At 42.5% G+C, this 21,291-nt stretch carries 17 protein-coding genes and 1 pseudogene; 15 read left to right on the top strand and 3 right to left on the bottom strand.

Features of this window, described 5'->3' with window-relative positions:
* Positions 1-2 precede the first annotated feature (2 nt).
* Both ACQ96U_RS22975 and ACQ96U_RS22970 read left to right on the top strand, forming a co-directional pair.
* Positions 3-3,242 carry a host specificity protein J gene (locus ACQ96U_RS22975; RefSeq protein ID WP_431723611.1) on the top strand — a complete coding sequence of 1,080 codons (3,240 nt, stop codon included), beginning with the start codon at positions 3-5 and terminating at the stop codon, positions 3,240-3,242.
* Positions 3,243-3,272: 30 nt separating this feature from the next.
* Complete coding sequence (locus ACQ96U_RS22970) at positions 3,273-5,159, top strand: RCC1 domain-containing protein (RefSeq protein ID WP_431723610.1); 1,887 nt, start codon at positions 3,273-3,275, stop codon at positions 5,157-5,159.
* A 102-nt stretch (positions 5,160-5,261) separates the two neighbouring features.
* Here ACQ96U_RS22970 and ACQ96U_RS22965 read toward each other — a convergent pair whose 3' ends face one another.
* Positions 5,262-5,486: a WGR domain-containing protein gene (locus ACQ96U_RS22965; protein WP_094789627.1), complete on the bottom strand. Its 225-nt coding sequence runs from the start codon at positions 5,484-5,486 to the stop codon at positions 5,262-5,264.
* Positions 5,487-5,829: 343 nt separating this feature from the next.
* Here ACQ96U_RS22965 and parA point away from each other — a divergent pair, with 343 nt between their 5' ends.
* Both parA and ACQ96U_RS22955 read left to right on the top strand, forming a co-directional pair.
* Complete coding sequence (gene parA / locus ACQ96U_RS22960) at positions 5,830-6,498, top strand: ParA family partition ATPase (RefSeq protein ID WP_094789628.1); 669 nt, start codon at positions 5,830-5,832, stop codon at positions 6,496-6,498.
* A gap of 5 nt (positions 6,499-6,503) precedes the next feature.
* Positions 6,504-7,406, top strand: a complete 903-nt coding sequence (locus tag ACQ96U_RS22955) for a ParB/RepB/Spo0J family partition protein (RefSeq protein WP_431723609.1) — start codon at positions 6,504-6,506, stop codon at positions 7,404-7,406.
* Between the two features lie 397 nt (positions 7,407-7,803).
* On the opposite strand, the gene ACQ96U_RS22950 is transcribed toward ACQ96U_RS22955, so the two are convergent.
* A complete protein-coding gene (locus ACQ96U_RS22950) occupies positions 7,804-7,959 on the bottom strand; it encodes a hypothetical protein (RefSeq protein WP_431723608.1) in 156 nt (51 codons plus the stop codon).
* A gap of 251 nt (positions 7,960-8,210) precedes the next feature.
* Here ACQ96U_RS22950 and mads1 point away from each other — a divergent pair, with 251 nt between their 5' ends.
* The 4 genes from mads1 to ACQ96U_RS22930 are packed head-to-tail and all read left to right on the top strand — an operon-like array spanning position 8,211 to position 14,824.
* The gene (gene mads1 / locus ACQ96U_RS22945; RefSeq protein ID WP_431723607.1) at positions 8,211-8,393 is read left to right on the top strand and encodes a methylation-associated defense system helix-turn-helix domain-containing protein MAD1; all 183 of its coding nucleotides are present in this window, start codon (positions 8,211-8,213) and stop codon (positions 8,391-8,393) included.
* A 7-nt stretch (positions 8,394-8,400) separates the two neighbouring features.
* Positions 8,401-10,410 (top strand): type I restriction-modification system subunit M, encoded by a 2,010-nt coding sequence (locus ACQ96U_RS22940; protein ID WP_431723606.1) that lies wholly within the window; start codon positions 8,401-8,403, stop codon positions 10,408-10,410.
* Entirely contained in the window at positions 10,407-11,615 is a 1,209-nt protein-coding gene (locus ACQ96U_RS22935; protein ID WP_431723605.1) for a restriction endonuclease subunit S, read from the top strand. Before ACQ96U_RS22940 ends, ACQ96U_RS22935 begins: the two co-directional genes overlap by 4 nt.
* Positions 11,612-14,824 carry a type I restriction endonuclease subunit R gene (locus ACQ96U_RS22930; RefSeq protein ID WP_431723604.1) on the top strand — a complete coding sequence of 1,071 codons (3,213 nt, stop codon included), beginning with the start codon at positions 11,612-11,614 and terminating at the stop codon, positions 14,822-14,824. The genes ACQ96U_RS22935 and ACQ96U_RS22930 overlap by 4 nt, the downstream gene beginning before the upstream one ends.
* A 144-nt stretch (positions 14,825-14,968) precedes the next feature.
* Here ACQ96U_RS22930 and ACQ96U_RS22925 read toward each other — a convergent pair.
* A pseudogene (locus ACQ96U_RS22925) lies at positions 14,969-15,250 on the bottom strand (DUF6262 family protein); the annotation flags it as partial.
* Positions 15,251-16,535: 1,285 nt separating this feature from the next.
* On the opposite strand from ACQ96U_RS22925, the gene ACQ96U_RS22920 reads away from it, so the two are divergent.
* The 7 genes from ACQ96U_RS22920 to ACQ96U_RS22890 all read left to right on the top strand — a co-directional run bounded on the left by ACQ96U_RS22920 (position 16,536) and on the right by ACQ96U_RS22890 (position 21,045).
* On the top strand, positions 16,536-17,621 hold the full coding sequence (locus ACQ96U_RS22920; protein WP_431723603.1) for a replication initiation protein: 1,086 nt from the start codon (positions 16,536-16,538) through the stop codon (positions 17,619-17,621).
* Positions 17,622-17,666: 45 nt separating this feature from the next.
* Positions 17,667-18,188 (top strand): hypothetical protein, encoded by a 522-nt coding sequence (locus ACQ96U_RS22915; protein ID WP_431723602.1) that lies wholly within the window; start codon positions 17,667-17,669, stop codon positions 18,186-18,188.
* A gap of 72 nt (positions 18,189-18,260) precedes the next feature.
* Positions 18,261-18,647 (top strand): hypothetical protein, encoded by a 387-nt coding sequence (locus ACQ96U_RS22910; protein ID WP_431723601.1) that lies wholly within the window; start codon positions 18,261-18,263, stop codon positions 18,645-18,647.
* A 79-nt stretch (positions 18,648-18,726) separates the two neighbouring features.
* Complete coding sequence (locus ACQ96U_RS22905) at positions 18,727-19,026, top strand: hypothetical protein (RefSeq protein ID WP_431723600.1); 300 nt, start codon at positions 18,727-18,729, stop codon at positions 19,024-19,026.
* A gap of 128 nt (positions 19,027-19,154) precedes the next feature.
* Entirely contained in the window at positions 19,155-19,613 is a 459-nt protein-coding gene (locus ACQ96U_RS22900; RefSeq protein ID WP_431723599.1) for a DUF6714 family protein, read from the top strand.
* 110 nt (positions 19,614-19,723) lie between these two features.
* Positions 19,724-20,221, top strand: a complete 498-nt coding sequence (locus ACQ96U_RS22895; protein ID WP_431723598.1) for a hypothetical protein — start codon at positions 19,724-19,726, stop codon at positions 20,219-20,221.
* 137 nt (positions 20,222-20,358) lie between these two features.
* Positions 20,359-21,045, top strand: a complete 687-nt coding sequence (locus ACQ96U_RS22890) for a hypothetical protein (protein WP_431723597.1) — start codon at positions 20,359-20,361, stop codon at positions 21,043-21,045.
* Positions 21,046-21,291 lie beyond the last annotated feature (246 nt).

The raw sequence follows: 21,291 nt of genomic DNA, 5'->3' as shown, positions 1-21,291 counted from the left end.
AAATGTCAGCTCACATTAAAATGATACACGGCGAGAAAGGCGGAAAGCGTAAGCAGCCGACCGCTTATGTGCCTAAAGAGGCACCGAATACACTGCAAAGCCGCAATACAGCGCGAATTATTGACCTTATTTCTGAGGGAGAAATAGAGGGCTTGGTGAATGGTGCGCAGTCTATTTATTTAGACGATACGCCGCTGCAGAATTCAGACGGCAGTAATAATTTTGCCGGTATTCATTTTGAAGAACGCACCGGAACGCCTAATCAAAAGCATATTCCAGGTATTCCAGCGGTAGAGCATGAGGTAGCCGTAGGTACTGAAATAAAACACAACACGCCTGTTGTACGCACAATTACAAATGCTGACGCCGATGCAGTACGCGTAAAAATTCGCTTACCGGCATTGACAGCGCAAGCCAGTAACGGCGATTTAAACGGCACGTCAGTAGAGCTGTATATTGATGTAAAAAGCGCAAATACAGACCACTTTGTCAGCGTTAAACGTTGCGTGATCAGCGGTAAAACAACGAGCAATTATGAGCGCTCGTATCGTGTCGAATTGCCCGCGACGGTTGGCCCCTGGGAAATACGTGTTAGACGAATCACGCCGGATAGTCAAAAAGTCAAAGTACGTAACCAGACATATTTTGCGTCATATACTGTACTCACTGACGCTAAGCTCATTTATCCAGATTCGGCACTGATTGGCTTAGTGCTAAATGCTGAGGAATTTGGTTCGAAGATCCCCAAGCGGTCTTATGACGTTAAAGGAATTCGAATTAAATTACCCACCAACTACAACCCTGAAACCCGCGAATATAAAGGCTTGTGGAACGGTACATTTAGGCTTGCATGGTCGAATAATCCGGCATGGATCTTATACGATTTGCTCACTAATGAGCGCTACGGCCTAGGTGATAAAATATTATCTGATGCAATTGATAAATGGGGTTTATATGCGATTGCTCAGTATTGTGATGAGCTTGTCAGTGACGGCTACGGTGGCACAGAGCCGCGCTTTACCTTAAATGTCGTTATTAACTCGCAAAAAGACGCCTACGAAGTTGTAAACGTTGTCGCGTCGGCTTTTCGCGGCATGATTTACTGGTCTAGTGGTGCCATTGTAGCGGTACAAGATAAGCCAGCCGACCCGGTTAAGCTAGTTAATGCGTCCAATGTTATTAACGGTGAGTTTCATTATTCGGGTACCAGCTTAAAGGCCCGACATAGTGTCGCGTTAGTGACCTGGAACGACCCGAAAGACGGCTATAAATCAGCAATTGAAGTTGTAGAAGACACTGAGCAAATTAAAAAATACGGTTGGAATCAAACCGACGTTGCCGCTTTTGGCTGTACTAGTCGAGGCCAAGCGCACCGGCTAGGCCGCTGGCTATTGGACAGCGAAAAAAACGAGACAGAAACAGTTACCTATAAAGCATCATTTGACCACGCGGATGTAAGGCCCGGTGATATTATCGCAGTGGCTGATTCCAGCTATGCAGGCGTGCGCTTTGGTGGCCGTATTGCAAGTGTGGTGGATACCCGTGTCACGCTTGATCATGCCATTAAATTAAAACGCTCAGAGCATTATCAATTATCTGTTGTATTGCCAAGCGGAGAAATTGAGACGCGGGAAGTCGAAAATAATAGTGAAATTGAATCAGCGGTTATTACGATTAACGAAGCATTTACCGATACACCACAACCGGCGGCGATGTGGGTATTAACGGCAAGTGATGTAAAGCCGCGTTTATTTCGGGTGGTCTCTGTAAGCGAATCAGATAAACATATCTTTGAAATAACCGCCCTCCTCCATGACCCCAAAAAATTTGAGCGCGTAGAACAAGGTATTTATTTAGAAGAAGATAGCTATCAGGATATTATCAACGGGCCTTTACCCGCTGTAAGTGGTGTATCTATTTATGAGTATTTATATCGTTCCGGCGCTGCAGTTTTAGCGGCTGCAACGCTCTCATGGGAGCCTTCAACAGATCCTCGCGTTAAGCTGTATGACGTGCAAATCAAAAAGCCGGATGACATTGATTATTCAAATCTAGCCACAACCAGTGCGCCAACGGTTGATATTCAAAATACTACAGAAGGCGAATATTCGTTTAGAGTCAGAGCTATTGATTTATTCGGCTTGGCCGGGCCATGGGTAACGATTACCAGCTCACTGCTTGCACTTAGTGCACCACCGTCTGATGTTGAAGGTTTTGCTATTCGGGTGACGGGTTCTAATACTCAATTGACGTGGGATGCGGTGCCCGACCTGGATTTATCCCATTATCATATTAAGTTTACCCCAGCTCATGAGGGGGCAAGCTGGAATGATGGCGTTGATTTAGCGGTTAACGCCACAGGTACAACGCTCAGCGTCCCGGCCATGGTCGGCACGTATATGATTAAGGCTATCGATTTTCGCGGTATTGAAAGCATTAACGAGGCGTTAATTAATTCATCTATTACCAGTATTGAAGGCTTTAATGTTGTAGAGAATATTGTCGAAAGCCCGTTGTTTTTAGGTGATAAAAACGAATGTGTTATCACACAAAATAAATTGCAATCTGGAGCAAAAGACAATTTAAGCGACTGGCGCAGTTTGGCCGAAATATCGAGCTTAACTTATGGTCACAATGGCGTTGTGCCTGAAAGCATTTATACCATCAGCAAAACGCTGGATTTAGGCGACATCTATACATCACGCGTCACCGCAAAACTACGCGCTCAGGGCGCAAAAATTACTAGCGTTATGGCGTCCTGGCTTACCCTCGCCCAGCTCAGCAATAACTTGCTAGAAAGTACCACCAGTGATTGGGGTGTACGGATGCAAATACGCACCACAAAAGACGATCCCGCCGCTAATGTCTGGGGTAATTGGCAAGATTTTGTTGTTGGGGATTACACAGCCAGAGCATATCAATGGCGGATTTTGCTATTGAGTCATAATCCGGCAGTTGCCGCACAAATACGGCAGTTAGAAATTACTGTTGATATGCCGGATAGAGTGATTGGTAAGGCAGATCTTACCTGCCCAACAGAAGGCGCATTTATTGAGTTTAAGCCGGCATTCTGGGCGCGACCCGCGATTGCCATTGACGCGCAGGAACTAAAACCTGGTGACACAAAGCGCGTTACTCAGCAAAGCAAAACCGGCTTTTTTATTCAGTTCTTAGACAGTAAAGGCCAGCCTGTTAGCCGTAGTTTTGACTACTTGGCGAAAGGCTACGGCTACAGCAATTAAATAATAATTATTTTTTTAGGCTTGGGTGTTATGAGTCAGTACGATTTTAAAAATATCGATCCGAACAAAACCAGCGGCACAGAATTAGCTGACCATTTAAACCAGTGGCGAGACGCGCTTAATAGCTGTCACCGAGGGCCAAAACGTCCCGGTTATATTCAAGCGGGCATGAAATGGATAGACGACAGCGGCGGCAGCATATGGAAATTAAAACTATTTACCGGTAGCACTGACGTTACTATTTCAGAAATTGATACTAAAAATAATCGTGCAGTAACCCCGCTCACCATGGGCGGCACGGGCGCAATAAGCGCTGAACAGGCAAGAAATAATTTAGGCTTAACCGAGCTTGCAACAACCAAAAAAATAACACCCCAGCACATTGCACTGGGCGCTGTCACTGCTGATGCCATAGCAAACGAAGCCGTTTCACTAAACAAACTAGCCCCCGGTAAAGCTGACCACATCATCGGCTTTGATAAAAATGGTCAGCCTAGTGAGTTATCGCCACAACTTGGCAGCAAAAAAGTTAAAAACTGGCTAAAAAATGAAACCTCTACCCAGCTAGGTCGTAGCTTTTTTTATGTCATGAAAGACGGCTCGATTAAGGGTTACGGTATAAATGAAGGGGTATACGCAAATGTGGATATATATGTCACCTATACCCCTAACTTAAAATCATTTGGTGGGAATTATTTACCTAACCCTGAAGCCAACATCATTCAAATTGCGGCAGGTATCCGATTTTTGCTGGTTCTTTTTGATGACGGCACGGTATGGGCTGGTGGCGATGGCACTAACGGGAAGCGTGGTTTAGGCAACACAGAAAGTGCACCTTTTTTAGAAAAAATTGATTTTTTTGAAAAAAATAATCTTAAAGTGATTGAGGTGTTTACATGTGGCGCTACCCACGAATGGACGCAAGAATACAGCGTGTTCCGAGTAAAAACCGCTGAAAATAAACTGTTAGTGTACACATGTGGTTATATTTGGTCTGGTTGTGCGGGTACTGGTCAAGCTAACCCATTTACTTTGCTAACACCTACGAGGTGGGGCGTTGAAGACGATATTGTTCAAATAGCCGCATCAGATAATCCACACGCCAGAATTTTAGGCTTACGTAGCAATGGCTCTATTGTGGTGTGCGGCGAAGGTCAAAGCGGTTCGCTTGGTTTAGGTGATCTAAACGACAGAGCAACCCCCGTTGAAGTGCCAAATATTAAAGGTGCAAAAAAGGTTTTCACTACTAATGGCCGGTACTCTAGTGGTAACAATAATTACTACTATGGTTTTTCGGCATTCATTAGTGCAGATGACAAGTTATATGCTGCGGGCCGCAATATTGAGGGTCAGTTAGGTGTTGGTGACTATGTAGATAAGAGCACTTTTACAAGGTGTCTAGGCTCAGTTGAAGGTAAAACCATTATTGATGTAAATGGTATCGGTTCGATTGATGGCGGGCTAGTTGCACTTGATAGCACCGGCCAAGTGCATGGCACTGGGTTTAATCGTTCCGGTTGGTTATGCCAAGGCCATACATCCAAAGTGCACAAATTCGTTGCTATTCCAGGTATGGACAACATACAAAAAGTTAAGCTATTTATTCCCTATGGCACGCCCTGCCTTGTTGGCTTAACTCATGATGGTTATATAAAAGTAAGTGGCTCCAATCTTTCCAAACAGCTAGGTGTAGGCAACTCAACAAATAACGAACAAGTAGTTAAATTTATGATTACGCCCCACCCTCACAAAAAAATCGTGGATTTCAATATGCGCGGTTGGTCGGATGGCTGGGTGCTGGAACTAATAACCGAGGACGGTACTGTTTTACATTCGGGGTGGATGCACGGAGTTGGTTGTGGCGATGTTGATCATAATCATTCAACACGATGCGTTCCAGTTGAAGTTCGTTTCTAATCTTCAGTGGCACTTTTATAGTGCCACTCAAAACGCAACTGGACTGCAACTCAAAGTGCCACTGAGCCAGTAATCACGCGGTATATTAGCCAGTGGCGGTTTTTAAACTTCGAAGTAACCCCGCGCCTTTTTGCTGGCTTCTAATTTGTCGTATAGCTCTCTCGCTTCTTCCTCAGACTCAAAGCTGTCTACCTTCAGTTGTCCGTTTTTTCCTATCCGGCCAAAGTACCGCATTAATGACCAATGCCCGAACAAATCCGGCTGTATGTGCAAACTGTAGTACTTGTTTTCGTTCGTTTCGGCGTTGATCTTATGCATTAGAATCATTCGAACAGCTCCAAGTTTTCCCTAACTTACTGTATTTGATTCTAGTCTGAACTGTTGAACTTGCGATCACAAAACACAAAATATATAGCTAAATGAGGTGTCACCCTCACCCTGCTACTGAGTGACACTCCTTTTTTTAAATGCTACTCAACTGCTACTGACAATGTATTTATAAGCTATATAAGAGAGTTGCGGTATTCAGTTTTGCATGCAAAACTGTTACTAGAATCACTACAAGACAGTTTCAGTTTTGCATGCAAAACTGATAAAAATTACACTACAACTCTTGGCAGTTTTGCATGCAAAACTGGACCCACTTGCTAGGTATATTTTTGGGGGCTAAATGGCTAAAGTTATATCGTTCTTGAATCAAAAAGGCGGATCAACAAAGACCACAAATGCTATAACTTTAAGCTACGGTTTACGTAAACGTGGCAAAAAAGTTTTGCTTATCGATACAGATCAACAAGCAACAGCTTCAAAAGCTTATGCTCGAGCATTGGAATCTGGTTTTTCTGTTGATGATTTACCAACTGTAGTTTCAGTCCCTCGCGCCACTGTTTCAGATGAAATCAAGAGTTACAAAGATAGTTTTGAGTATATCGTTATTGATTCACCTGGCTCACTGGAAAACCTAAACATTCCTGTAGGAATCATCAAAGCATCAAACCTTGCAATAGTTCCTGTTCAGCCAAGCCCCTATGATATTGAAGACTCAGCTGCTGTTGTGGAAATGATCCAAAGCCGCAGAGAAATAACAGATGGCTTACCTAAAGCCGCAATTCTCATTAGTCGTACTAAAGGCAACACTATATTAGGCCGCGAGATTCAGGAAGCATTAGAGCAGTTTGGCTTACCCATTATGGACACTCGCATTCCTGATTCAGAAATTTTCAAACAAACTGCGATCGCTGGCGGCTCAGTCTTTGATGCAAATGTGAAGAAAAATCAGAAAGCAGTTGATTCTGCAAACCAACTAGTTGATGAAATTTTAAATATTCTGGCAGAGTAAAAATAATGCTGAAAGGTTTTAAAGTTCAAAAGGGTGCAACTAAAGCTCAGCTCGAAGCGGTCAGAGATGAAGTTGTTACAATAGCTAAAAGTGAAGGGCGCTACCTTGAGTTAGGTCCTGATCAATTAGAACCTGATCCTAACCAGCCTCGCAAAACATTCGATGAGCAAGGCTTACAGGACCTTCAGCGCAGTATTGAAGCAAGAGGACAGTTACAGCCCATTTTGATTGGAGAGCAGGGTGATAGTGGTAAGTATCCAATTATTTCTGGTGAACGACGTTGGAGAGCAATAAGCAACTCATCAACAGTCAAAACTGTTTCAGCAATAGTTCGATCTGGCGCTTCTGATGAGCTCTTACTGCTATTGATGCAAATTGATGAAAATAACCAACGTGAACAAGTGCCAGCGATTGAAAACGCTGAAGCTATGCAGCGAGTTGTAGATATTTGTAAAATCAATGGTAACGATCAAGCATATGCAGCTTCAATTTTAGGTGTAAGTAAGGGGCATTTAAGTAAATATTTAGCTCTACTTAAAGCACCAGATAGTATAAAACAGTTATCGTTGAATAATGAAACGCAAGACGTAGTAACATTATATGATTTAACCAGGGCTTATCAAAAAAACCAAAACGCTGTAGACAGCCTTGTTAATCAGTGGAAATCTGGAGAGCTAATTGGAACACTAAGAAAAGCCAGTCGAGAGCTTGCAGAAAGTTCAAAGAAAGGACCACAAAAGAAAAAGGCAACAATTAAGGCTATTCCAATAGTAAAACAGACTGAACTTGTTGAGCAGGGTGGAGATATTCAGTTAAAAGTGACTTTAGATAAAAAAGTCTTAAATTTTAGTCTTACTGATGATGCATTAACTGCTTTAAAAAAAGGTTTAAAACTACAAAAATCGTAGCTAGTTTTGCATGCAAAACTGAAGATTTAAGGCGGTTGTTTAGGCCGCCTCCCACTTCAAAACCATATTGAATCTGACTTATTTTCCCATACCAGAACATCTTCCCAAGATCTAACCTCAATTGTTTTGAAAAACTAAGCTAAAAACCAGTAACTACTACGTTTTAATAGTATTCAAAGGGCGACTGAAAGAGAGTATAGATATCAATGTTCCGCGTGGAACATATTTGTGGAACATCTATTAATTCAATATCTGACATATTTTACAGAAATTTTTTCTGTAAATAGATAAATCTGTGGTTATGCCCGCCTTACGGCAGGATGCTTATATCCCTGCTCACATTGAATGAGGGTCCTTGGTGACTGCTCCCCGCCCTAATCGGGCGAGGCTTCTGATTTCATGGGCTACAGCTGGCATTAGCCAGACTTACACAGCCTCCATCAGCAGAGACGGACAGTCCTTCCGCCTTTAATTTTACGATACCTTGCTGTTTTAAATTAACCGCCGCATTAATGTCTCTATCATTATCTAAACAAACAGAACTTATAGACATACATAAACTAAAAAATACAGTGTGTTACACGTTGTAGACATGTATATAACGTAACGGTATATCTCAATTTGAAACTACTTCTTAACCCACTCCTAAATCCCGTCAGTACTATTCATTTCAAGAATATGCAAAGCTCAGGAAAGTTGCTAATGCGGGAATTGAAGAAGAATTTCTTAGTGTGAGAGTTCACTTTATTGTTAATTCCCCAATTTTCTCATATGCTCCCTAATAGTCTCATGACGGGTAAAACTATGTCTGATGAAATTCTGACTTTGAAAGAGGTCGCTGACTATCTCAAGTTGGCTGAGAAAACTGCCTATCGACTAGCAGCCGAAGGCAAATTGCCTGGGTTCAAAGTAGGCGGTAGCTGGCGATTCAAGCGGGAAGATATTGATCGCTGGATTGAAGAGCAGAAGAAGAAAGAAACGGAGTAACAGCCGAATGGCTCAGCTAGAGAATATAGAAGCAATAGAGAAACGACTGTGGGGCAGCGCCGACAACCTTCGCGCCAACAGCAATTACGCCAGCAACGAATATTTCATGCCCGTTATGGGGCTTATCTTCCTCCGCCATGCCTATAGCCGTTTTCTGATGGTAAAGCCGGAAATCGAAGCTTCATTGCCATCCCGAGGCGGTGTAACCCGACCTCTCACCAAGGAAGACTTTTCCAGTAAGGGCGCTATATTCCTTCAGGAAAAAGCCCAGTTCGATTATCTGGTCAATCTGACTGAGGGCGATGATAGAGCACAGGCCATCATTGATGCGATGGAGGCCATTGAAGAAGACTACGAAACTCTCAAAGGCGTATTGCCCAAGAGCGAATACCAAGAGCTGGACAATGACGTGCTTGGGAATCTTCTCCGCACCTTCAACGATCCAGCACTTAAAAAGGCGACTGGCGACATCTTTGGCCGCATCTACGAATATTTCCTAACTCAGTTTGCCAACCAAAGCGCTCATGACGGTGGTGAATTCTTCACACCTGTTTCACTGGTGCAGATGATTGTGAACTTCATAGAGCCTGATCATGGTTCGGTTATAGACCCCGCTTGTGGTTCTGGCGGTATGTTTGTGCAAAGCGCACACTTTATCGAGAAGATGCACAAGAATCCGCAAGATGTCGCTACCTTCTATGGCGCAGAGAAAAATCCTACCACCATTCGCCTTGCCAAGATGAACTTGGCAGTGCATGGCCTTGAAGGAAAAATCCAGAAGGCCATTTCCTATTACGAAGACCCGCACGATTTTCTAGGTAAAGCCAACTTCGTCATGGCTAATCCGCCGTTCAACGTCGATGACGTGGATGCGGAGAAGATCAAAAACGATCCTCGGCTGCCGTTTGGTCTGCCAGGGGTAAATAAGAAAGGATCGGTTTCCAACGGCAACTACCTTTGGATTTCATATTTCTATAGCTACCTGAATGCTGAAGGCCGTGCAGGGTTTGTAATGTCCTCGCAAGCTTCAAGTGCCGGAGGGCAGGAAGCGGAAGTGCGCCGCAAGCTGGTTGAGAGTGGACATGTAGGTGCAATGGTCGCCATCCGTTCAAACTTCTTCTATACCCGCACAGTCCCATGTGAGCTTTGGTTCTTTAACAAGAATAAAGCTGAGCAGATGAAAGACAAGGTTTTGATGCTTGATGCGCGTAATGTCTATACCAAGGTCACGCGTAAGATTTACGATTTCTCATCAGAGCAACTGGCCAATCTAACCTCTATTGTCTGGCTCTATCGTGGCCAGAGTGAGCGCTTCTTGGAGCTTGTAGAAAGCTACCAACGTCGTTCATTGGATGAAACTGACAACTCAGTTTCAGCGCTTGATAAGTTTATTGCTGATATTGATGGTGTGATTGGAAAGCTCAAAGAAGTCGATGGTGAGACCACGAGCGCCTTTAAAACGTTGTGTGATGATGTTAAAAGCTTTGCCTACAACAGCGAAAAAATTGCAGAAAAATGGGAAGTCTTGCCAAGTGACAATAATGGGCTTCATAAAGCCTCAGACCTTATCGAGCCGCAGGCGGAAACCAGCCGAGACCTGATTAAACAGATTGACCAGCTCTATAAGTTTGTTGAAAAACAAGCTAAGGAAACCGGAGAAAAAGGGTTAAACAGAGCAATCAAAGAACTCGATGAACAGCGCAAAGAAGCCGTTGAGCAGTTAAAACTGATCCGTTACTTCTTCAAACAAGCCCACTGGTTACAAGAGCGCTTCCCTGATGCTGAGCTTGCCGATGTGGAAGGCTTAGTCAAGCTGGTGGATATCGAAGAGATCAAAGCCAATGACTGGAGCTTAACGCCAGGACGTTATGTCGGGGTCGCACCGGAGGAAGAGGACGAAGATTTTGACTTTGAAGAAACGCTTCGCGATATCCACATCGAGCTAAAAGGACTAAATGAAGAAGCAGCAATGCTCGCCGCCCAAATCCAAAAGAATTTTGAGGAATTAGGTATATGAGTTGGGCTGAACGAAAAATAAATGAGCTGGGTGATATTGTTACTGGTAAGACGCCAAGCACAAAAGTTCTAGAATATTTTGGCGGAGAATACCCATTCGTCACGCCATCTGATATTGACTATGGCCATTATTACGTTCGAATTACAGAAATCACTGTAACTGAGCAAGCAAAGAACAAACATAAGAACCAGTTTATCCCGAAAGATTCAGTGCTATTTACTTGCATCGGAAATACGATGGGAAAATGTGCTATAGCATCTCAAGAGTGTATCTCGAACCAACAAATTAATTCTGTTGTTGCTAATGATGAGCATGATCCTAAGTTTTTATATTATCTTCTCCATCACAATAGAAACTTGGTTCGAGGAATTGGCATGGGTGGAGGTGCGGCAACACCAATCATAAATAAAACCACCTTCGGTAATATTAAGCTCAAAGTGCCCACCGATAAAGCTGAGCAAGAAGCAATATCCTCACTTTTGGAAAAATACGACGACCTCATCGAAAACAATAAGCGGCGGATTGAATTGCTAGAGGAATCCGCGCGGCAGCTTTATAGAGAATGGTTTGTGCGTTTTCGCTTCCCAGGCCATGAACATGTCAAAATCATCGATGGCGTACCGGAGGGGTGGAGCAAGGGGTGTGTCAGTGATTTAGGAAAGGTGGTTACAGGAAAAACCCCTTCGACCAAGGTAAAAGAAAACTTCGGTGGTGAAATTCCCTTTATCAAAACACCGGATATGCACGCTTCTTCAATAATTACCGAGCCTGAAGAATATCTGTCTGAGCGAGGTGCTAATTGCCAAGCAAACAAATACCTTCCTAAGTTCTCGATATTAGTGGCTTGTATAGGGGCGCGTTTGGGAGTTGTTTCTTTAAATGCTCGCCGCTGTCAAACGAACCAGCAAATTAACGCGGTTATTCCAAAAAGCGAAATCTATACGTTTTACTCTTATCTGACCCTCAAAGGTTTTAGAGAGAAATTGTTGGCCATTGGTGGGGGCGCGACGATGCCAAATGTTAACAAATCTAAGTTTTCAGGAATGGAAGTACTTCTTCCGTCAGAAAGCCTGCTTGAAAGTTTTCATGATGTTGTAGACCAGACATTCTTTCAGATGGAAAAGCTCATCGAAATGAATTCTAAGCTTACTCAAGCACGTGATCTCCTCCTTCCAAAGCTGATGAGCGGGGAGATTGCTCTATGATGGCTCCGCTGAATGAAGATACGCTGGTTCAGGCAACTACTGCTGATTATTTGGAGGAGCGGTTAGGCTGGGAGAGTATCTATGCCTATAACAATGAGACCTTTGGCAAAGAAGGCACGCTTGGTAGGGAGTCTGACAAAGAGGTTGTGCTAACCCGCTACTTGGGTGAAGCGCTTGTAAAGTTCAATCCAGACTTGCCGGATGCAGCCTATCAAGATGCGCTGCGCCAAATTACCGAAGCGCCTGTTACCGAGAATACCCTGCAAATTAACTTTGAGCAGTATGAGCTGATCAAAAGCGGCGTGTTGGTTCAGTTTCGCAATGCTAAAGGCGAGCTTGAGAAAAAACGCCTGAAAGTTTTTGACTTCGATACCCCCGAAAACAATCACTTCCTCTGTGTTCGAGAGTTATGGGTGCGCGGTGATATATATCGCCGCCGCGCCGATATTGTTGGTTTTGTAAATGGCCTTCCCTTGATGTTTATCGAGTGTAAGACTATTCACAAAGACATCCGTCATGCTTACGAACAAAACCTATCCGATTATAAAGATACCGTGCCGCATCTCTTTCACCACAACGCCTTTGTGATTTTGGGTAATGGTGTGGATGCCAAGATTGGTTCGATCTCCAGCAAATTCGAACACTTTAATGACTGGAAGCGCTTGGCCGAAGATGATCCTGGCGTAGTGGATATGGAGACCTTGCTGAAGGGTATCTGTAAAAAGCGCGATTTTCTTGATCTCTTTGAAAACTACACTCTCTTTGATGAGAGCAAAGGCAAGCTGGTCAAAATTGTTGCCCGTAACCATCAGTTTCTTGGTGTGAACCGTGCTATTGAGGCTGTAAAGAACCGTGAAGAGCGCAAAGGCAAGCTTGGAGTATTTTGGCATACCCAAGGTTCGGGCAAATCTTATTCCATCGTTTTCTTCGCACGCAAAATTCATCGCAAGCTGGGTGGCAATTTTACCTTTCTGATCTGTACCGACCGTGAAGACTTAGATGGGCAAATCTATAACACCTTCGCAGGGTGCGGCCTTGCCGATAATGACCAAGACCCATGCCGCGCTGCATCCGGTGATCATTTGCAAAAGCTGTTAAACCAGCACAAAGCCTATGTCTTCACGTTGGTGCAGAAGTTCAATAAGGATGTTGACCCCAACGATCCATATTCTGATCGAAACGACATTATCGTCATTACTGACGAAGCGCACCGCACCCAATATGGTCGCTTGTCACTGAACCTCAGAAATGCGCTGCCAAATGCGAGCTATATCGGTTTTACCGGAACCCCGCTCTTCAAAGATGATGAAATCACCCGCCGCGTCTTCGGGGATTATATCTCCACCTATGACTTCCAACGCGCTGTTGAAGATAAAGCCACCGTTCCGTTGTACTACGATGCGAGGGGCGAAAAGCTTGGTATTGCCACCAATGACCTTAATGAAAAGATTGCAGCCAAGTTGGAAGAGATCGAAATTGAAGATCAGGATGTAGCCGAACGCTTAGAGCGCGAGATGAAACGTGATTATCACATCATCACCGCGCAAAGCCGTTTAGAGCAGATCGCCGAAGACTTTGTTGATCATTACAGCGTTGGCGGTCAAAACGGTAAAGCGATGCTGGTCTGCATCGATAAGATTACTTGTGTTCGAATGCAACAGATTATCCTTGAGAAGTGGCAGGCTAAAATTGCAGAGCTTGAAAAAGAGCTAGGCAAGCTGGCTGATGAACAAGCCATCATGGATATGGAGCGCAAGCTTGCTTGGATGTGTGAGACCATCATGGCCGTGGTGGTTAGTGAAGAGCAAGGCGAGGTTGATAAGTTCCGCAAGTGGGAGCTGGATATTACGCCGCATCGCAAGCTGATTAAGGAAGGCTTTGAAACGCCGGATGGCAAGCGCATTGATATGGAGAGTGCTTTCAAGAAAGAGGAGCACCCATTCCGCGTCGCTATCGTATGTGCCATGTGGCTCACTGGCTTTGATGTGCCAACCATGTCTACGCTTTATCTTGATAAGCCGCTCAAGGCACACACCTTGATGCAGGCCATTGCTCGCGCCAACCGTGTAGCCGAAGGCAAGAATAACGGACTTATCGTTGACTACTGCGGTATTTTGAAAAATCTCCGCAAAGCCCTCGCAACCTTTGCTGGCCATGCTGGCGGTGAAGGTGGAGGTGATGAGCCGCCACCAGAGCTTGATCCAGTGAGGCCGGAAGAAGAATTGCTGGCAGACCTCGAAGAAACAATCGAGGCCGTAAGAGCCTTTCTGGCAGCAAAGGAATTCCGACTGGAAGATGTGCTGGAGAAGACAGGCTTTGAGCGCAATAAAGCCATCATTGATGCAAAAGAAGTCGTCAACCAAAACGATGAAACCCGCAAGCGCTTTGAGATTATCTGCCGCGAAGTCTTCAAAAAGTTCAAGGCTTGCTTAACGATCAAAGCTATAAACAACTACCGAACAGCCTACGATGCAATCAATATCATTTACAAGAGTCTGCAAGATGATTTAGAGAAAGTAGATATCTCTGACATTATGCGCGAGCTTCACTCCGTTATTGAAGAGAGTATCGAGCCAACAAGTGGCGTAAAAGAGCCAAGCAAGCTTTACGATATCAGTAAGATCGATTTTGAACGCTTGCGAAAGGAATTTGAGCACTCACCTGCCAAAAACACAACTGTACAAAGCCTAAAAGAAATCATCGAGAAAAAGCTTCTTAAAATGCTCATGCAAAATCCGACGAGAACGGATTTTCAAAAGCACTACGAGGAAATCGTTAATGACTACAACAACGAGAAGGATCGCGTAACCATAGAAGCTACGTTTGAAGCCTTGCTCAAACTGGTAGATGAGCTGAGCGAAGAAGAGCAGCGAGCAGTTAAAGAAGGATTAAGTGAAGAGTCGTTAGCACTTTTTGATCTTCTGCTAAAACCAGACCTATCAAAAGCTGAAATAGATAAAATCAAGAAAGTTGCGGAAGAGCTTTATAAAAGCCTTAACAAAGAACTTCAGCGTATCCAAAATTTCGCTGCAAAACAAAGCACCCGAGATGAAATAAAAATAAAAATAAAGGACTTCTTATGGGACGAAAACACAGGCTTGCCAGTTAGCTTTGTACCGGAGGAAGTTGAGGAAAAGGCTGATATGGTTTTTAAGCATTTTTTGATTTCTGCTAAAAGCGTGAATTTATCAGCCATGGGGAGAGATTGAACATGGAAAACTTTTGGGTAAAAGCTGTTCAAGTCACTGGGGCATGATCGACCTAGATCTTGCCAAAAGCCATTATGTTGTCGGGCCAAATACATGACAATAAAGTTGTCAACGATTTGGCTGAAATCATCAATGTAGACATGGCTATGATGTAGAATCATGAAGCTTCCCATAGGCAACTTCAAGCTGCTTTTTCAGTTCTTTGTTTTCACTCTCAAGCGCTTTGATTCGAGCCTTAAGAGTCTTCACCAAAGCTGATTTAGAGGCATCGGAAGCGCGTTGTGTTTCCTTGTATGCCTTCGGCTCTTGGTTTGCCTGCTGATCTCTTAACCGCTTAATACGACCTGCAATATCTGTCTCGCGATAAAGCCAAGCTTTAGAGACGCCAGCCTTTTGGGCAACGGTATTGAAGTTAATAATGTCATTGACCTTAAGAAGTGTACTGGTCTAATGCCATCTTCAAACTTGAAAGTAAGCCACCAACTGCGATTTACCAAGATAGAGCAAATGTCATTTCTATCGCCTTTTAGCAGGTGTAGCCCGTAACCTGGCTATTGATATCACCCACACATATTGCATTGCTTAACTTCTTTTTAAGTAAACGATTAGTTTCAAAAACAATTTTCCCCTAATAGCTATCATCATTCAGAACAAACAAGGCAGCTCTATATGTTTGTCTTGTTTAATACTTGTTTTATTATCTTGTTTAATACTTGTTTATCTTGTTTGTTAATAAACAAATGTTTACTTATGCTTTATTATTATTGAGTTTCAAGGTTAGTGGTCACTTTTTAAACCTAGATATATCCGCTTGATCACTAGATATTTCCGTAAAACCCCTAGGTATTCCCGCTTACTTCCCTAGAAATTTCCGTTATACACCTAGCTATTTCCAGTTATTACCTAGAAATCTCCGGAATCCCTAGCTATTTCCGTATATTAAAATTTCTAGCTACCTAGGAATCTCCGGGACATTTTCAATGTGCTAAACACCCCTAGAAATTCCCGTAACATGTTCATGCATTAACTCCCCTAGCAATTTCCGTAATACATGCAGAAATCTCACATCCCTAGAAATATCCGTAATGGGTAGCAGATTATCCCCCCTAGAAATTTCCGTTACTTCATCGTCTCTTAATACCCCTAGTAAATTCCGTAGAACTGAACTTCAGTGATCCCCCTAGATATTTCCGTGACATGCTTGCACATTAAGCACCTAGAAATTTCCGTTACTTCTGCCTCAAATAAACCCCTAGCTATCTCCGTAGTTTCTACATACAGTCAACTACCTAGAAATTGCCGTGGAATTCGCATGACAAGCATGTGTAGGATGTTTTACATTAATACCCCTAGAGATCTCCGTAACATATCTCCAAGTAACCACCCTAGAAATTTCCGTGAGAGTTACATAACTTTACTACCTAGGAATTACCGTAACCGTTCCTATACCAGTGGCATTACAGATATTTAAACTTTGTGTACTCTGGTAGAGTCTTTATATCCCTAGTTATTTCCGTGGTGATTTTTGATAAAGAAGATAGGTCCGGAAAAAGCTAGGGGGTTACAGGGACGCCTTCAATGTTGGAAAAGAACCGCTTCTTAAATCCCCTAGCATATTCATGTAGGCTATACTTCACTAGTTGAATGTATAGATGAATAAGACTATTATTACCTAGTAATACTTTAAAGGTTAATTCTTACTAGGGGTTTTATGTCTAAGTGGGCAAATAGTCACCTCATAAAAGAAGACCATAACCCGCTATGGGTGGTTAAACGTAATGAGCTGATTAGAGCGAAATTTGATCAAAAGCTTGGAGTTGAAGCGTTCCAAATATTTAGTTTCTTATTAGCCCATATAAATCCATACAAACCTCTACCTGATAACCAAATTTCATTTACTCGTGCAGAGCTATGTAAAGCTTTAAAAGGCGTAATCGACGATAGTAGCTTTTATAAGAATACAAAAAAAATACTTGTAGAGCTTCGTAAAACGGGATTAACACTCGAAAAACTCTCAAAAAGTAGAGAGCCTACTGGGGAGTTTATATCCATTAATATATTTGAGGTGGCAGCTCTTGCAAGTGATAGAGTTTATTTTAAGTTTACGAACTCAATAGCTCCTTATATATCATCTATTGATGCTCTGTTTACTAAGACTGAAGACAAACAAATTCAAAAGATTAGAAGCTTTTATGGTTGGCGTGTATATGAGCTGTGTAAGCTATATATTCGACCAGGTAAGGAATATTTTAGCTTCAATATTGACTTAGATGAGCTTAAGGAATACTTAGCTATTGCTGGTAAGTATAATGGTCGGTTTGATAACTTTAAAAAGTTTGTTCTAGAAAGCTCTAAGCAAGAGATAAATAAAACGGACACTTTAAAGATTGATTATGAGCCTATAAAAGTAGGGCGAAAAATTGCGTCAATAAACTTCCATGTATGGGTTAAAAAGTCTTTAAAACAAATTACTGAAGATAACAAACTACTAGAACTGATTGAGAAAATTAAAGATGCCTTAAATTGGCGTGAGCAATTAGAGCTTATGTTAACTCCGCATGACTTTAAACAAGTAATTGAGCTTTATGATAAGAGTGAAGTATTGCCAAGTCAGATTGAAGCAAATATCTCATATATTCTAGATAGGATTGAAGATCCAGGTTGTCCTAGAATAGCTAACCTCAGTAAATATACTAAGAAAGCTATAGTTGAAAACTACGCTAACCATAAGAAAAATACAGTTGATGAATTATTAGATGTGTCCTGGGCAAATAAAATCAAGTTTGAATTAAACTGATTATTTTTTCATGTTTGTTAGAATGCTCGTTCTAGATTTTCCTGAATGAGTATTTTTTTTGTGAGTAGTAAAAATTTCGGTTACGGCCTTGTTTCCCCAACTCAAGCGTTAGAGTTTGCAACGAAAGTATGTGAGGTTTTGGGAAATGGTGGTGGCCATGCTGTTAACTTGCTGTTAGAGACAGCTGCCCAGGAAACCAAACTTGGCAATTTTCCCGATAGGACGCCAATGGGCGCGGGTGTGGGCTTATGCCAGATAGATCCGATTTCGTTCAAGGACATTCAAAACCGTGTGAGATCCGCAGACAGAGATAGGCTGAAAGAGTCGTTTAATGTTGACCTGAAGACGCTACAGCACAGAGACTTAGCATACTCCCCGTTACTCTCGTTTATCTTCTGTCGTCTGCATTACAAGCTGAGACCGGGTGCAATTCCGGAAACGCTAGAGGGGAGGGCTAACTACTGGAAAAAGCACTACAACACCGTGGCCGGGAAGGGTAGGCCGGAAGAATACGTCAAGAGTGCGGAGTTGGTGCGGGGGCTGGCTAAAAATCACCCTCATAAATAGCGACGGTTAATTACCCTAAAGTGATGTAATATATTGCGTCATAGTGACAATCATTAATAGTTAGTTGCAACCATGAATTTAAGCTCTGCAATACAAGCCATAGAAAGAGTAGATGCAAATAGCCGGGTGAATTTGTTTCTTGAGCTTAATGAAAAATATACTCTTTTGATTGAGGGGGCGTGGTCATTAAGCGCAAGCTCAGATGAAGTAATATCTTCATATGAGTATGTGGGTTCTGACTTTAGTGGTGATATTTTACAAAAGGTCCGAGCATTGATTGAGGGGCAGGAAGTAACAGCCGCATTTATATCTAGTGAGAATGCCTCTATTACTTTGGAGTTAAAGAATTCCAATAAATTTGAGTCCTTTTTCGGCGAAGGTGACTACGAGAGCTGGGAGTTGAGGAAGGATGGGGAGCCAGTATATGCATCAGAGTGTGGAACTATTCTTAGCAACTAACAAGCAAAGGCTAGCGACGCAAAAAAACGCTCGCCAGCTTTGAGCGTTATACATTAAGAATGTTGGTAAAGGGGTAGTAATGAGTAAGTGCCAAAACTGCGGTACAGAGTTTAAGTTTTCAGACATGCTTAAAGCAATGAATCCGGCTAGTGTTAAATGTAGTGGTTGTGCCGAGAGAATCAGATCTAGTTATATGGTTCTGTTTGTTGCTGTCGTTATATTTCTCGCGCTAATGGCCGGCATATTCTCAGTTCCTTTGCAGGGAGAGAGTGCGGGGATAACTAAGCTTGCACTTCTGGGTGTATTAGGGCTTATTTTTGAATATGGTTACTTCTTTATGCTAAATAAAAAAATGATCAAATCAAATTTAGGCGACTAGCCAAGGTAAAATGTATAATCGGGTAAGAGCTGGTATCTACCCGTTGTATACCACTAACCATAAGGCCTACAATGTGATTAGGTTTTACGTCAGAGTGACGTTCATTAGTAGTTAGTTTTAATCAAAATATGTGTTTCGAATATATTAAAGAGGATATTATTAAGGCATTTGAAGGCGTGGAGCTGGAGGATGGTATAGGTCTTTGGGAGGCGCAAGCAATAGATGATTATGAACCAAAGGATATACAGCGCGAAGCACGAAAAAAAGATGAAAAAATAGACTGGCAAAATATTAGTTATGACGATATTTTCTATTGCGACAGTAGTTTGTCATTTATGGATGAGAAAGGACTAAGGTTCCATATTCCTGCTTTCATCATTGCGGAAATTGAAGGAAAAACTAATACTGGCCCATTATATAACTTAACTCAAACCGTAATATCTAATCCGGAACTTTTTAAATTATTTAACCAGTCCCAGAAAGAAGCTGTGTCCCAATTTTTAGAATGGTGTGCCTGGCAAGAAGAATACCACTATGAAAAGGCTCATATCACAAGGTCATTAAATGAGTTTTGGAGAAAAAACTAATCAGCCAAACACTGCTACCACGCTATGTCATGATCAATAAAGCCTACAATGAGGTTAGGTTTTTGCGTCAGAGTGATGTTCATTAGTAGTTATGTATTTTTGGCAGAGTTATGGAATTACTACATATTCAAAAAAGAGTAGAAAGTGAATTAGCAGATCCTGTTGAATTATTATACAGAGATTTTGGCTCTGAAATCATTCCTGTATTTTGCCTGTATAGCTTCATACAAATCCCTTGTTTCCCAAGAGTTTCATATGTGGTTTTCGAGGCCAGTGAAGGTGTGTATTTTTGTAAGTATCACTGGGGTTCAGAAACATCGGAGGTTGTCCCATTGCTAAAATTTAAAAATCCACCGAAATACATAAAGTTTACAGGTATAGTTCAAAACCACATTGAGGGTTGGCTTCATTTTCTAGAAAGCATCGATTTATCAGTTGTTCCATCTAAGTCAGGTGGTGGTATTGATGGAGAGCTTCACGGGGTAAAAACTTACTTCATGCAGCAGAATTTCGCCGAGAGCTGGGTTAATAATGGGCCAAGTGAACGTGACGTATTAGTAAATTGGCACTGTGAAGTTGTAAACTATTTAGACTCGCTTATTAAATAAAAAAATTCTTAATCAGCTAAGACCTGCTCCCTACCCACCTCACTGGATACCAATAACTATAAGGCCTACAATGGGGTTAGGTTTTGCGTAAGAGTGACGTTCATTAATAGTTAGCCAAAAACTGAGGGGAAGCTTCTTTGAGAGTCACTCTTGCAATGGTTGTAGCTGCAACTTTCTTGGTTGCTTTCTTTTCATGGTTGACCAATCGAATTACGGACGATGAGAGGTTCGCTCACTTTGAGGAAGCATGTCGAGGTGCGCAGGAACAAGTTTTTGCGAAGGTAAGTTCGGATAGCATTGCTCTAGAATATTACCCCGTTTCAGGTGTAATTGAACGAAACTACTATCCAACTAAATTGGCTGCGGAGTTATTAAGCGAGCCGGAAAGATTTCAAACCGTGCAACTTTTATTCAACAGCGATGATTTGAGTCCTTCAAGGCCTCGGAATGATTTATTTTGTGAAGGAAGCTTTATCATTTCAGCTACCAATAAAGATCAGCTTAAGTTAGGGCTGTGCGGGATGGTTGGAGGAAAAGAGCATCATTGGCAACGACAAAGCAAAACCGATGTATCTGATGTCGTTATTCGATACCGGTACGGTCCACGAAATAGATTCGACGTGAGAAAATTTTTTTTCGTTATTGAAGACTATAAAAGTGGTGAGGTTTTGGCGCTGCAGAGCAGTTTCCAGCTTTTATTAGGTCAAATGGCAGAGAAAGAAAATCGGGTCTGGTTTGGATGGGGGTCGGCAGAGGGCGTGCGGAACTGTCAGCTAAGCCCACCGAAAGATTTTGTCTTGTCTGTTGTGGCTTCCAATGGCTGATCGGGTAAGAGCTGGTATCTACCCGTTGTATACCACTAACCATAAGGCCTACAATGGGGTTAAGTTTGTGTCAGAGTGATGTTCATTAATAGTTAGGTTTTGGAATGGTTGGCCGCACGAAGGGAATAAGTTTAATTTATGGAGGTTGGGCAGCAGCGCTTTTCCTTTTCAGCGTTTACGGCACGTTATTTTCTGGTCATGGTGAGTACAGCATATCTTCACATCTTTTGCTTTCTGTAACAGGAG

This window comes from Zooshikella sp. RANM57 (assembly GCF_050749885.1).
In the GTDB taxonomy this organism is placed as follows: Bacteria; Pseudomonadota; Gammaproteobacteria; order Pseudomonadales; family Zooshikellaceae; genus Zooshikella.
This window is presented reverse-complemented; position numbering and strand designations above follow the sequence as displayed.